General features: G+C 68.2%; 10 protein-coding genes. 5 read left to right on the top strand and 5 right to left on the bottom strand.

Annotated features, from left to right (window positions below; genetic code table 11):
* Positions 1 to 56: 56 nt before the first annotated feature.
* The 5 genes from LI953_RS06370 to LI953_RS06350 all read left to right on the top strand — a co-directional run bounded on the left by LI953_RS06370 (position 57) and on the right by LI953_RS06350 (position 5,694).
* Positions 57 to 2,396, top strand: coding sequence for a heavy metal translocating P-type ATPase (locus LI953_RS06370; protein WP_227075205.1), 2,340 nt, complete (start codon positions 57 to 59; stop codon positions 2,394 to 2,396).
* A gap of 87 nt (positions 2,397 to 2,483) precedes the next feature.
* The gene (locus LI953_RS06365; protein WP_227075204.1) at positions 2,484 to 3,140 is read left to right on the top strand and encodes a response regulator; all 657 of its coding nucleotides are present in this window, start codon (positions 2,484 to 2,486) and stop codon (positions 3,138 to 3,140) included.
* Entirely contained in the window at positions 3,137 to 4,447 is a 1,311-nt protein-coding gene (locus LI953_RS06360; RefSeq protein ID WP_227075203.1) for an ATP-binding protein, read from the top strand. Before LI953_RS06365 ends, LI953_RS06360 begins: the two co-directional genes overlap by 4 nt.
* Before the next feature lie 86 nt (positions 4,448 to 4,533).
* Positions 4,534 to 4,845 carry a PepSY domain-containing protein gene (locus tag LI953_RS06355; RefSeq protein ID WP_227075202.1) on the top strand — a complete coding sequence of 104 codons (312 nt, stop codon included), beginning with the start codon at positions 4,534 to 4,536 and terminating at the stop codon, positions 4,843 to 4,845.
* Between the two features lie 75 nt (positions 4,846 to 4,920).
* Positions 4,921 to 5,694 carry a hypothetical protein gene (locus LI953_RS06350; protein WP_227075201.1) on the top strand — a complete coding sequence of 258 codons (774 nt, stop codon included), beginning with the start codon at positions 4,921 to 4,923 and terminating at the stop codon, positions 5,692 to 5,694.
* A 5-nt stretch (positions 5,695 to 5,699) separates the two neighbouring features.
* Here LI953_RS06350 and LI953_RS06345 read toward each other — a convergent pair whose 3' ends face one another.
* From LI953_RS06345 to LI953_RS06325, 5 genes are read right to left on the bottom strand one after another with little or no spacing between them, the layout of a single operon-like run.
* Positions 5,700 to 7,721, bottom strand: coding sequence for a bifunctional DedA family/phosphatase PAP2 family protein (locus LI953_RS06345; protein WP_227075200.1), 2,022 nt, complete (start codon positions 7,719 to 7,721; stop codon positions 5,700 to 5,702).
* Between the two features lie 7 nt (positions 7,722 to 7,728).
* Positions 7,729 to 8,685, bottom strand: a complete 957-nt coding sequence (uppS, locus tag LI953_RS06340; protein WP_227075199.1) for a polyprenyl diphosphate synthase — start codon at positions 8,683 to 8,685, stop codon at positions 7,729 to 7,731.
* Positions 8,682 to 9,953 carry a TolC family protein gene (locus tag LI953_RS06335; protein ID WP_227075198.1) on the bottom strand — a complete coding sequence of 424 codons (1,272 nt, stop codon included), beginning with the start codon at positions 9,951 to 9,953 and terminating at the stop codon, positions 8,682 to 8,684. The genes uppS and LI953_RS06335 overlap by 4 nt, the downstream gene beginning before the upstream one ends.
* Positions 9,950 to 12,988 (bottom strand): efflux RND transporter permease subunit, encoded by a 3,039-nt coding sequence (locus tag LI953_RS06330; RefSeq protein ID WP_227075197.1) that lies wholly within the window; start codon positions 12,986 to 12,988, stop codon positions 9,950 to 9,952. Before LI953_RS06330 ends, LI953_RS06335 begins: the two co-directional genes overlap by 4 nt.
* Positions 12,989 to 12,991: 3 nt before the next feature.
* Positions 12,992 to 13,918: an HlyD family efflux transporter periplasmic adaptor subunit gene (locus LI953_RS06325; protein ID WP_227075196.1), complete on the bottom strand. Its 927-nt coding sequence runs from the start codon at positions 13,916 to 13,918 to the stop codon at positions 12,992 to 12,994.
* Positions 13,919 to 13,923: the final 5 nt, after the last annotated feature.

Raw genomic sequence — 13,923 nt, 5'->3', positions numbered from 1 at the left:
TCGAGCCGCCGGCAAGCGCTTCGCAGGCGCGCACGGCCAAGACGGGAGCGTTGCCCATGTCCGACCATCAGCACCACACCCATCATCACGCCTCACCGGTCGCGGGAGGCGAAAAGGATCCGGTCTGCGGTATGATCGTCGACCCCGCCGCGTCTAAATATCAGGCCACGCATCAGGGGCGGGTTTTCCATTTCTGCTCAAACGGCTGCCGCGAGAAATTCACCGCTGACCCCATGCGCTATCTGGCCCCCAAAGCGGAACCTGCGCCCGCTCCCCGCGGCACCGTTTACACCTGCCCGATGCATCCGCAGGTGCGGCAGGACCACCCCGGGTCCTGCCCGATCTGCGGCATGGCGCTTGAGCCTGTGGCGCCCGTGGCCGAAGCCGCTGACAACACTGAATTACGCGACATGACACGCCGTTTTTGGGCGTCAGTGGTGTTGGCCCTGCCGGTGGTGGTGCTGGCGATGAGCGATCTGGTTCTCGGCCTGGGGCCGGCGCTGGCGCGCGCCCTCCCGCCCAGGGGCTCTGAGCTGATCCAGCTTCTGCTCGCGACCCCGGTCGTGCTGTGGGCGGGCTCGGTGTTCTTCGTGCGCGGCTGGCATTCCGTGCGCCGGCGCAGCCTCAACATGTTCACCCTGATCGCCATGGGCACGGGCACGGCTTATCTCTACAGCGTTGCCGCCGTGTTGGCGCCGGGCATCTTTCCCGCGGGCTTCCGCGCCGCCGATGGCTCGGTGGCCACCTATTTCGAGGCGGCTTCCCTGATCACCGTCCTCGTCCTGCTTGGTCAGGTGCTGGAGTTGCGCGCCCGGGCACAAACGGGCGGGGCGATCCGCGCCCTGCTCAGGCTGGCCCCCAAGACCACGCGGCGCCTGCGCGCGGATGGCAGCGACGAGGAAGTCGCGGTCGAACAGGTGATGAAAGGGGACCGTTTGCGCATCCGCCCCGGCGAGGCGGTGCCGGTGGATGGCGTCGTGCTCGAAGGCAGCAGCCAGCTCGACGAAGCGATGGTCACGGGCGAGGCGATGCCGGTGGCGAAGGCGGCCGGCGCGGCGCTGATCGGCGGCACGGTGAACGGCACCGGCACGCTGGTCATGCGGGCCGAAAAGGTAGGGGCGGAGACCATGCTGGCGCAGATCGTCGCCATGGTCAGCCAGGCGCAGCGCTCCCGCGCGCCAATTCAGCGCCTGGCCGATATCGTCGCCGGATATTTCGTCCCGGCGGTCATCGCGGTGGCGGGGCTGGCCTTCATTGGCTGGGCCATCTGGGGCCCCGTGCCCTCGCTCAGCTATGGGCTGCTGGCGGCGGTGTCGGTGCTGATCATCGCCTGCCCTTGCGCGCTGGGCTTGGCAACGCCGATGTCGGTGCAGGTGGGCGTTGGCAAGGGCGCGGCGGCGGGCGTGCTGATCAAATCCGCCGAAGCGCTGGAGCGGATGGAAAAAATCGACACGCTGGTCGTGGACAAGACCGGTACCCTGACCGAGGGCAGGCCGCGCGTCACCAAGATTGTCGCCGCGCCGGACTTTGCCGAGGACGAGGTGCTGCGGCTTGCCGCGGGGGTGGAGCGCGGCAGCGAGCACCCGCTCGCGGCGGCGATCATCCGTGAGGCGGAGCTACGCCAGCTGCCAGTCGCCGCGCCGGAAAATTTCGCATCCACGACTGGCCAGGGCGTTGGCGGGGTGGTGGAGGGGCGGCAGGTACGCGCGGGCAACGCGGCGCTGCTGGGGGCCATCGATCTGGGGATGCTCACGCAACAAGCCGATGAATTGCGCGCCAACGGCGCCACGGCCCTGTTCGTGGCGATAGACGGGCGGCCTGCGGGGGTGATTGCCATTGCCGATCCGGTGAAGGCCAGCACGAAACCGGCGCTGGAGGCGCTGCGCGCGGAAGGCGTGCGGATCGTGATGCTCACCGGCGACAGCCGCCGGACCGCCGAAGCCGTGGCGCGCCAACTTGGCATTACCGATATTGAGGCGGAGGTGTTGCCCGCGCAGAAACACGCGGTCATTCACCGCCTGCGCGAGGCCGGGCGCGTGGTGGCGATGGCCGGTGACGGGGTGAATGACGCGCCAGCCTTGGCGGCGGCCGATATCGGCATCGCCATGGGCACGGGCACGGATGTGGCGATGCAGAGCGCCGGGGTGACGCTGGTGAAGGGCGATTTGAGCGGCATCGTCCGCGCCCGGCGTTTGAGCCGTGCGGTGATGCGCAACATCCGCCAGAATTTGGCCTTTGCGTTTCTCTATAACGCGGCCGGCGTACCTGTGGCGGCTGGCGTGCTGTATCCGTGGTTCGGCATTCTGCTAAGCCCGATCATCGGCGCCCTTGCGATGTCGTTCAGCTCCGTGTCGGTGGTGACCAACGCCCTGCGCCTGCGCCGGTTGCGGCTGTGAGCGGAACTATGTCTCGGCCTGCGCGCTCAGCGGCGTTCGAGAGAAGCCCCTCTTGTCCTGCTCGCCGCCTTGGCACAATCTTGGCGCATGCGCGTGCTGCTGATCGAGGATGATGCGTTAATCGGCAACGGCTTGGTCGCCGCGCTGAAATCCGCCAGCATGACGGTTGATTGGGTGCGTGACGGTCTCGCCGCGCAGGAGGCGCTACGCGACACCGCCTATGCCATCGCACTGCTTGATCTCGGCCTGCCCGGCATGGATGGCATGGCCGTGCTGAAAGCGGCGAGGCAGCGGGGGGTGACGACGCCGGTGCTCGTGATCACGGCGCGCGATGCGCTTGGCGACAGGGTCGCCGGGCTGGACCTGGGCGCCGATGATTACCTGGTGAAGCCGTTCGAGGTGCCGGAGCTGCTGGCGCGCATGCGGGCACTCACGCGCCGCCGCGCGGGGCAAGCGACAGCGCGGCTGGAAACAACAGAAGCGGCTCTCGATACAGGCACACATGAATTCTCCTGTGGCGGCCGCACCGAGCGCCTGCCCGCCCGGGAATACGCGCTGATGCAGGCCCTGATGGCGCGGCCCGGACACATCCTCTCACGCGCGCAAATCGAAGAGCGCCTCTACGGGTGGGGCGAAGAGGTGGAGAGTAATGCGGTGGAAGTGCTGATCCATTCCGTCCGCCGCAAATTCGGCAAGGGCGCCATTCTCAACATCCGGGGGGCTGGCTGGATGGTGCCAAAATGAGCGCCGCCCCGTCCTTGCGCCGAACCGCCCTGATCTGGGTCACCCTGCTCCTCGCGGTTGCCGGGCTGATCGCCGCCAGTGTGGCGTATCTGTACAGCCAAAGCGAGACTTCCGATTTTCTCGATGGCCAGCTTCGCCAGATTGCCCTGAACGCCGGGCCGCAACCCGCGGTGGCCAGCGCCCCCGCCGCCCCCGATCAGGACCCCGAGGATCGCTTTGCCGTGACCATCTGGGCCGGAGGGCAGATCGTCCGCCAATCCCTGCGCGGCGTGGCCATTCCCATTGCGCCATCATCCGGATTTTCCACCGCGCAGATCAATGGCGAAGCTTGGCGGGTTTACACGCTGCGCGGTTCCACCCAGACGGTCCAGGTGGCGCAGCGCATGACCGTGCGCGATGAAATCGCCGGCAATGCCGCGATCGGCGCGGCCCTGCCGGTTTTGCTTCTGATTCCGTTCTCCTGGATCATGGTAGGGCTGACTTTGCATCGAACCTTGCGGCGGCTCGATGCCCTGGCGACCGACCTCGCCACGCGCGGCATCACGGCCAACGAGCCCTTGCCAATCAAGGATATCCCCACCGAATTGGCATCGCTGGTGACCGGCATGAATAGCCTGATCGTGAGGCTGCATGACGCGCTTGCGGCGCAGCGGCGCTTCCTCGCCGACGCGGCCCATACGCTGCGCACGCCGGTCGCCGCGATGCAAATCGAGATCGGCAACCTCACCGCCGCCGCGCCGCCGCCGCGCGCGCGGCTGGAGGCGTTGGCAACTGGCGCGCGCCGGGCGGCTCAGCTGGTGGACCAGCTCCTGCGTCTCGCCCGGCTTGAGGAACCGCAACCTCCGCCCGCGACCGTGTTTGATGCCGCCGCCTTGTTGCTCGACTGCGTGGCCGATCAAGCCGTCCTCGCCGCTCGTAAAGGCATCGATCTCGGGGCGGACATGACCCCGCCGGCGATGATCACCGGCGCCGAGGATGAGGTGCGCACGCTGTTCGCCAATCTCATCGAAAATGCGCTGACCTACACGCCGGCGGGCGGTAAGGTCGATGTGTCCCTGCGCCGGACCCCGAGTGGATTTTCCGCCGAAGTGCTGGATACCGGCCCTGGTTTTCCCTCGGGCGCCGAGGCGCATATTTTCGAGCGCTTCTACCGCGCCACGCCCGCGGCGGCGGAGGGGACGGGGCTGGGCCTTGCCATCGCCCGCCGCATCGCCGATCGCCACGGTTTTGGGCTTGAGATCCGCAACCGCACGGATGGCGCCAGCGGCGTTTCGGCACGGGTGACCATGCCCGGCATTGGGAGCTAAGTTTCACCTAAGTTTTCTCCGGCAATAAGGCGTTCAGGCACCCGGCGAGACGGGCGCCGTGATTGAACGATCCACGGAGAATGACGATGAAGTTTTTGTACCCCGCCCGCACCCTTGGCGCGCTCACGATCCTGGCCGGGTTGGCTGCCCCGGCGCTCGCCTATACCGGCCAGGATCTGGCTGGCGGCGCCAAGATCACGATCGATGCGGCACGGAGCATCGCGCTCAAGGCGCAGCCGGGCAATGTGGCCGATGAAGAGCTGGAGAAGGAATCCGGCGGCAGCGGCCTGCGCTACTCGTTCGACATCAAATCCGGCGCGGATACGCATGAGGTCGGTATCGATGCCGTGACCGGGGCCGTGCTGGAAAATAGTGTTGAAGGCCCCAACGCCGACTAACCAATCCTGACAACCAGGCGCCTGCCCCGATGCTCATTGGGGCAGGCGGTCTCATGCGTGAAAGAGGAGGGCGTTATGACCAGCGCAGTGCAGCGGGGGTTCAGCAAGGTTCCGGAAATCGTCCTGGGATTCTGGATAATCAAGATTCTTGCCACCACGCTCGGCGAAACAGGCGGCGACGCGGTGACGATGTCCATGCACCTTGGCTACGCCACCGGCACGCTGATTTTCGCGGCGGTTTTCATGGCGGCGGTGATCGGACAGATGCGCGCCCGGCGCTTCACCCCCCACATCTACTGGCTGACCATCGTGGCCACCACCACGCTGGGCACGACCATGGCTGATTTCGCGGACCGCTCGCTCGGCATCGGCTATGCCGGTGGCACGACGATCCTGGCCCTGCTTTTGGCTGCCTCGCTCGCGGTGTGGCGGTGGACCGAGGGCAGCGTGTCGGTGAATCGCGTGGCGACGCCGCGCACGGAAACCTTCTACTGGACGACGATCCTATTCTCTCAAACTCTGGGGACGGCGCTGGGCGATTGGATGGCGGATAGCAACGGCCTTGGCTTTGGCGGCGGCGCCCTGGTGTTCGGTGCGGCGATCATCCTGATCGCGGCTGCGTATTACGTCACGCGCCTCTCACATGTCGCGCTGTTCTGGGCAGCCTTCATCCTCACCCGGCCGCTGGGTGCCACGGTTGGCGACCTGCTCGACAAGCCGCTGGCTCAAGGCGGGCTTGAATTGAGCCGGATGGGCGCCTCCGTCGCGCTCATTGGCGCCATGGCCCTGCTGATCGTGGTGCTGCCGCAACGCGCCGGGCTGCATCCAGCCCCGCAACGGCTCAGTTGAGCATTTCAAGACGGCCCGAGCAAAACCTCTCCATTCCATTCCGCCCCCGCCGGGGCGCGATTTTCTGGTTTTATTCCCGGCAGGGCGGCGCGAAGGGTTTGCATCGCGCTGTTCACGTCATCCCGCTCATCGACAAGGCTGGCGAACGGCTTCAGATGCGCCACCTTCTCCGCAACCACGGTGCCAATCCACAGCGGTTGCGTCTGCCCTGCATGGCTCAGCACCGTGCCAGAAGGCCAAACTCTTAAAATCAGCCGCTGCCCCTGCGGCACGGTGCCGCCGGTTTTAATCATCACCAGCGCCTCGGCGCGGCCATTATCGAGATGCGGCAACACGGGCAGCGCGTCGGGCTTGGCATCGGGCAATAGCCATTCCACCGCCGAGGATACATCCCACGGCACCGGCATCCGCCAGCCCTGGGCCAGCAAGGCGGCTTGCAGCGGCGCCAGGGGCCCGGCCCATTGCAGAACAAACGGCTCCTCGTAATCGCCGGTGAGGTCGACACGCCGCGCTGGCAAACTGGCCCAGCCGCCGCCGCGCCAATCGGCTAAGGTCATTTGCCGCACGGGCAGGGCGAGCGCATAACGCTGCATATCCCTGGCATGCGCGGTGGCAATGTGCAGGCCCCCCGCCACCACCAGCGCGCCCAGCCCCGAGGCCGTAAGCCCAAACGCACGGACGTCCCTGCGCGCATGCTGCATATAGACGATTCCCAGCAGCGCCACCCAGGCCACGCCGAATGCCAGTCCCGCCGTCACGTCGGAGAGCCAGTGCGCGCCGAGATAAAGCCGCGAGAAGGCGATCGCCCCCACCAGCAGGGTCGCGGCCAAGGTCACCAGCACGCGGGCGCGGTTGCCGGTCTCTCTGCAAATCAGCACCACCAGAAATCCATACAGGGCCGTGCTGGCCGTGGCGTGGCCACTCGGGAAGGAATAGGCATCCCATCCCGTAAATCCGCTGGCGGGCCTGGCGTGCTGCAAGCTGATTTTCATCAGAAACGCAAACAGGCTGGCCCCGGCCACCGCGGCAATCCCGTAAAAGGCCGCGCGCCAGGCACGCCGCCACGCGAGCCAGGTCACCGCCACCACCAGCACCGGGATGACGGTGGCCGCGTCACCCAGTTCGGTAATGGCGACCATCACCTGATCGATCCCCGGCGTGCGCAGCGATTGCAGAAAATGGAAGATCGCCGCATCGGCCCGCACCAGCGGATCCCCGGCGACAACATCCTGCAGCACGCCAAAGAACATCCACACGCCGCCGATGAGGGCGGCGGCCAGCACAAGCAGTCCCAATGTTTCCGGCCGTTCGGGGTCGAGCGCCGAGCCGAGCAGCCGCCGCGCCCAGCCATCTCCGGCGGCGGCCCATTGCCGCACCGGCCCGCGCAAGCGCGCCAGCAGCGCGATAGATTGCCGGATGATCCGTGGCGTCAGCCACGCCACCAGCCCCAGCGCGCCAGCCAGAAGCAATGCCAGCACCACCAGCCGTCCGGCGATGGCATGCAAAATGGTCAGCGAGGCGCCAATCGCCATGCCGAACCAGATATGCGCCAGCGCGAACAGAGCGGCAGCGCAAATATCCACCAGATAAAACCTGACGGCGGACATGCCCGCCATGCCCGCCACCATGGGGATGGCCGCCCGCACCCCAGGCAAAAACCGGGAAATCAGCACGGCCTTGCTGCCGTGGCGGGCGAAGAAGGCCTCCCCCGCCGCCAGCAGGCCCGGCCGCGCGCGGAGCGGCCACAGCCCCATGGCGCGTTGCTTGTAGTGGCGGCCGAACAGATAGGAGAGGCCGTCACCGGTCAGGGCGCCGAGGGCCGTGAATCCGATCAGCGGCCACATCACCAGCGCGCCGCCCGGCACCAGCGCGCCCAACCCAACGATGACCGCCGTGCCAGGCACCAGCGCGCCGGCCACCGGAAGCGCCTCGGCAGCGGCCAGCAGCAAGGCCAGCCCGTAAGCCAGCAGGCGATGCGCGCCCGCAAAGGCGATGAGGGCGGAGACGAGGCTGTGTATGAGGTCCATGGCTGTTTCAGGCGCCGAAACGCCGCTCACGGCGCTGGTAGGAGCGAATGGCGCGCAAATAATCTATGTGGCGCATTACCGGCCAGTTCACGTCGCAGAAATACAGCTCGCTATGCACGCTCTGCCAGAGCATGAAGCCGGAGAGTCGCGTCTCGCCGCTGGTGCGGATGATCAAATCGGGGTCCGGCACATCGCCCAAATAAAGATGCTGCCGGATCGTTTCGGGCGTCACCAGGGCGGCGGCCTGCGCGGTGGAAAGCCCTTGCGCCGCATAATCTTCCAATAGCGCGCGGACGGCATCGGCGATTTCCTCGCGCCCGCCATAACCGATCGCCAAGGTCACGGTAAGCTGGTCATTGCCGCGTGTCGCCGCCTCCGCCGCGTCGATTGCGTCCAGCAAAGTTGGCGGCAGCAGATCGCGCCGGCCGATTGCCGCGATATGCACGCCTTTGTGGCGGATATGCGGATCGGCGGCGAGAGCGCGCATCTTGGCCTCGACCGCGCCGAAAATCCCCCCGATCTCCGCTTCGCTGCGGCGTAGATTATCCGGCGAAAACACCCAGAGCGTGACCATGCGCACACCGAGGCCGGCGCTCCAGGTCAGGATATCATCGAGCTTCGCCGCACCCAGCCGGTAGATGCTCTCGGGGTCCTCCACCCCAGCCACGCGCGCATGCCGGCGGTTGCCATCGAGAATGATGCCGACATGGCGCGGCACCGGCAATGCCCGCACCTGTTTTTCAAGCTGGCGCTCATACAGGCCGTAAGCCAGCCGCCAGACAGGCGCCGCGGCCCATCGCAAGCTTTTCTGCATCCAGGTCATACCGGCGCCCAACAGCTCTTCCTTCCGCAACAGCAGCTCGGCTGCATCATCGCCAACCCAGGATGATCTCGCAAGCGCGGGCGCCTTGCCCGCCTGCCGGGGGCGCCAGTCGGCCCGCCGCGCCAAGAGCGCCGGCGTCATGCGGGAAAGGGCAAGCCAAAGCCCAGCAGCGCCGCGAGGGAAAGTTCCGCCGTTTGCAATTGCGTGCGCAGCAGGATCGCCGTACGCGCACGCTCCCCCGCCGCCGTGGTGAGGTCAGTCTCCACCCGCGCATCCAGCCCGCCCGCGGCAAAAGCGTGCCGTGCATCGGCCGCGATGGCGGCGGCCTGCGCGGCGGCCTGGTCCGCCTGCGCGGATTGGCGCTGCAAGAGCGCGATGCTCTGCCCCAGCGCCTCGGCGTCGCTCTGAGCCGAGGCCAGGCTCGCCGCATATTGCGCCCGCAGGGCGGAGCGCGTGGCGTCCGCGGCTGCAATCGCCGGGCGGTTGCGGTTGAACAACGGCAAGGAGAGCATGACCTGCGGCCCGGCGCTGATGACACCCGAAGTATCGCGCCCGCCTTGCGCGCCGAGACTGATCGGCAGGAACTGGCTGCGGATGGCGGCGCGGAGCTTTTCATCGGCTTCGGTGTAGCCGTAGCGCAGCGCCATCAAATCCGGCCGGCGCTGCGCCAGCGTGGCGAGGGCCTGCCGCGCCCGCGCCGCCGGAATCACTGCCACATCTGGGGGCGCCAACCGCACTGGCGTGCCGGGGGGCAGCGCCAGCAGCGCGTCGAGCTGGGCTCCGTCGCGGGCCTGGGCCTGTTCTTCGCCATCCAAAGCGGTGCGGAGCGTGGCCAGAGCGGTTTGCGCGGCGGATGCGTCCTGCTGGGTAAGGTTGCCCGCCGCAATCTGCGCCTGCACCTCCTGCGCCAGCGCAGCGAGGCCGTGCGCGTCCTGGCGCAGGCTGGCAAGCTGGGCGGCTTCGCCGCTGAGCGCCACGCCAAGCTGTTCCGCCTGTGCCGCCGTCTGCCATTCCTGCCAAAGAATACCGGCATTCACCTGCAACAGATGCGCCTTGGCGGCATTTACCGTGGCTGAGCGGGTGAGGAGCGACGACACATCCTCCACCAAACTGCCCGCAATCGACGACATGGAGGCCGGGCCGCCCAGCAGCGCCTCGACCCCGATCGAGAGCGAGGGATCGGGCGGTGTTCCGGCGGTCAGCAATTCCGCCTGGGCGATCCCGGCCTGCGCTCGCGCGGCGGTCAATTCCGGGTCCCGCTGCACGGCCAGGGCGCCAAGCTGGGCGAGTGTCAAAGCTTGCGTGCCTGGCAGCGGTGCGGCGGCCATTGCGGTGTCCGCCAATGGGGCGGGATGATAGGTGGCGCAGCCCGAAAGCGCGGCCAAAGCCAGCACAATGGCGCGCTTCATGCCGGGTTCTCCGGGGTTTGCCCGCCCCGCCCGGCCAGATACAGCGCGGGCAGCAGGTTGGTGGAGAGCAGTGCGCTCCAGAGAATGCCGCCGCCGATCACCACCGCCAGCCCCTGCTCCGGCGCGGCGCCGGCGCCAAAGCCCAGGGCGGTGGGCAGCATGCCCAAAATCGCGACGGCGGTAGTCAGGAAGATGGGGCGGAAGCGTACATTCAGCGCCTCGTCCATGGCGGCTTCCGGGCTCATGCCCGCCGCCTCGTTACGTTGGGCGCGGTCCAGCAGCACCACGCCGTGGTTCAAGCTCACCCCGGCCAGCGCCAGAAAGCCGATCAGCCCGATGCCGTTCAGCCCCAGCCCGCTCACCGCCAGGGCGAGCCCGCCGCCGGTCATCGCCAGCGGGATCTGCGCGAGCAGCAAGAGCGGGGCGCGCTTGCCCGAGAAGCGCAAGAACAACACCCAGGCCAAGGCCGAAACCGCGGCGATGGCCGCGATGCCCAGCGCGAGAGCGGCGTGTTCCAGCATCGGGTACAGTCCGCCAAAAGCGATCCGCTCATCCGGTGGCAGCGTCAGCCCCGCCAAAGCGCGCTTGGCCTGGGCGATGGCGAGGTTGGGGGCGGTGGTGGGGGTCGCCAAAATCTCCAGCGCGCGGGCGCCGTCGATATGCATGAACTGGTTCGGGCTGGTGGCGAGGGAAATATCCGCCAGCGTCCCCAAAGGCGTGGCGCTGGCGCTGCCCACGGGCAGGGCCTTCAACCCCTGCAGCGAGAGCAGGGCGGCATCCGGCAACCGCAAATACAGCGGCAGCGGCGCGGCGCCATCGGGCAGCTCGGCCACGATCTGTCCGGCGATCAGGGCGGAAACATCGCCGCTCAACGCCGCGGGCGTGATTCCCGCGGCGGCCAGCGCCGCTGGGCGGGGGGTGATGCGGATCTGCGTTTCCGGGTAGCCCTGGTCGTTGAACAAATCGCTCAAGCCCGGCACGCCGCTCAACCGCTGGGCGATGGCCTGGGCGGTTTGCGTCATCTGGCTGAGATCATCGCCGTATAAATCCAGCGCGAAGGGCTGGGGCAGGCCGTTCAGGCTCTCGCCCAGCCGTTCGATGGTCGGCGTGTCGATGCCGGTTTGCAGCGAGGGGAATTGTGTCTCCGCCTGTACCCGGGCGGCGATCGCGTCCAGGCTGGCGCCCCCCACCTTGGGCTTGAGGCGGATGGTGATCTCCCCCGCATAGGCGGGTTCCGTATAGGCGGAATCGGCGGCCGAGCCGATGCGGGCCAGCACATGCTCAACCGCCGGATCTTGCGCCAGCCGGGCTGAGAGGCGGCGCATCAGCGCATCCGTATCGGCCAGCGAGGTGCCGGGGGCCAGGGTGAAGGATTCCAGCAACACGCCTTCATTGGGCAAGGGCAGCACATTCACCGAAACCAGGCTCATCGCCCCGAGGCTGCTCAGCAGCAGCGCCACGCAGGCGAGTACGGCGCGCCTGGGATAGGCCAGCGCCAAGCGGAACAAACGTCGATTCCAGCCCATCAGCCGCGTGAGCAGCGTTTGGGCCGCGCGCGGCGGGCGCACGGCATGGCGCGGCAGCAGCCCCAACCCCAGCGGGATGAGTGTGAGCGACACCAGCAGGGAGGCGCCGAGCGCGAAGATCATACCCAGCGCGAAGGGCACGCAAAACAGCCCCGCCAGCCCGCCGGTGAAGAGCAGCGGCACGAAAACCAGCGCGGTGGTGAGCGTGCCGATGATGTCCGGCGCCATGATCTCCCGCACGCCTCGCCAGATGCCGGGCCAGGTGCCATCACCCGCTTCCCAGCGATGGAAAATGCTCTCCAGCACGATGATGGCGTCATCCGCCACCAGCCCCAGCGCCACGATAATGGCCCCGAAGGTGAGCAGATTGAGGCTCTGCCCCGTGGCATAGAGCCCGGCAATGCCCAACAGCAGCGAGGCCGGTAACGACAAGGCCAGCAGCCAGGCGCCGCTGCCCGCCCCCAGCACGGCAAGCAACCCGGCGATGGCCAGCACCCCGCCAATGAGCAGGTTGCGGCGCAAATCATCGCTCGTCGCCCCGACCAGATGGCCCTGGTCGTAGATCCGCACCACGGCAACGCCATCGGGCAGCGCCACGGATTTGATGGCCGCCGCCAATGCGCGCGTCACCGGCACGGTGGAGGCGCCCTGTTGCTTGAACACAACCAGCGCGATCGCGGGTTCGCCATCCAGCAATTCGCGCTGATGCACCGGCGTGGTGCTGTGGACAATGCGCGCCAGCGCCCCGAGCGGCACGGGGCCGTGCGGCCCCATCACCGGCATTTGCGCCAGCGCGGCGGCATTCGGGGTGTTGCCAAAGGTCATGAGGGCATCGGTATGGCCAAGGCTGAGCGAGCCCCCCGGCACCAGCATCGCCTGCCCGGCCAGAGCCTGTTGCAAAGCCTGCACCGAAACCGCGGCCTGCGCCATGGCGGTGAGATCGGGCTGCACCCAGAGCGCTTCGCCCCCCAGCCCGGCGGTGGTGACAAGCTGCACGCCCGGCACCGCGCGCAGGGCCGGCACCAGCCGCATCGCCACCGCCCGCGCCACGTCCGCCTGCGAGGTGCCGGGGGCAAAGCGCACGGCGTAATCGGCGACCTCGTTAATGGCATTGCCCATGATCTCGGTGAAAGGCCGCGCGCCTGGCGGCAGGCTGGCCTGGGCCCGCTCGACGGCGCCATTCACCGCCTGCAAATCCGCCTGGGCGCTGGTCGCCGCGGCAAAACGCAGATCGGTCTCGACCAGCCCGTCGCTGATGGTGCTGCGGACATTGGATACACCCGGCAGGCCGAGCAGCACCCCCTCCAGCGGGGTGGCGACCATCGCCTCCATATCCGTGGCGGTGGTGCCGGGCAGGTGCACTGTCACGCTCACCTCGGGGTAGTTGAAGGCGGGCAGCACCTCTTCGGGAATATTGAACAGCGCGAACAACCCGTAGCCGAGCAAGGCGGCGTAGATCATCAGCCACAAAGCCGGGCGGCCAAGCAGGCGGAGAACAGCCTCTGCCATGGCCTAATCCGGCGGCTGATACTGAGCGGCGATGTCGCGATGATAGAGCAATGCCGCATCCTGGACGATGACCCGCGCCCCGGCGGCAAGGCCCGAGAGAATGGGCGTTTGCGCGCCTTCGGCCGCACCCGGCACCACCTCCACCGCATGGTCGCCTTGCGCGTCATGCAGCATCACCCACCAACGCCCGTCATCCAGCACCAGCGCCTCGCTGGGCACCAGCAGTACAGGGCGGGGCGGCAAGGATAGGCTGAGCGTTCCGGCTTCGCCCGGCGGCAGGCCAGCACCGGAGAAGGCGAGCGCGAGCCCGCCATCGGCCAGGTTGCCCTGCACGCCGCGCAGCGTGACGGAAACAGCGGGTGCGCCATTGGCGGGGATGAACCGTGCCGCCATGCCGGGGGAAAGCCCGGCCGCCGGCGCGTCATAGAGCACGGCCCTGACCCAGGCCCCGGCAGCGGGCTGCACCACCGCCACGGGCTGGCCCGGCTGCAAGGCGGCCCCCGGCCCGGCGGCGAGGCTTTGCACCTGCCCCGCCACCGGGCTTTGCAGGTTGGAGGCCGCGCGCAGCGCCGCAAGATCAGCATGCGCCGCCGCCGCCGCCGCCTCGGCCTGCGCCACCGCGGCTGTCGTGGAGAGATGATCGGCGAATTTCCCCCGCTCCGCCGCCAGGGCGGCATTGGCGGCGTCGCTCGCCCCTTGCGCCGTGGCCAGTGCCGCCGCGATCTGCGGTCCGCCAAGCCGCCCTATGGTTTGCCCCGGCTGCACAGTATCGCCCGGCGCCACGGCGAGGCTGGCGAGCACCCCCGCTTGCAGGGCGGTAATCGTGACAGGCGTGCCCGGCTGCACGCTGGCAAAACCCGAAAGCCTCGGAGACTGCTCCGTGGCCCGCACCGTGACCCAGCCGGCTGGGGCCTGGGCGGTGAGCGCCAAGGCGG

This window comes from Acidocella sp. KAb 2-4, from assembly GCF_020567705.1.
Classification (GTDB): domain Bacteria; phylum Pseudomonadota; class Alphaproteobacteria; order Acetobacterales; family Acetobacteraceae; genus Acidocella.
Note: the sequence above shows the minus strand (reverse complement) of the source record. Positions and strands in the feature narration are given on the sequence as shown.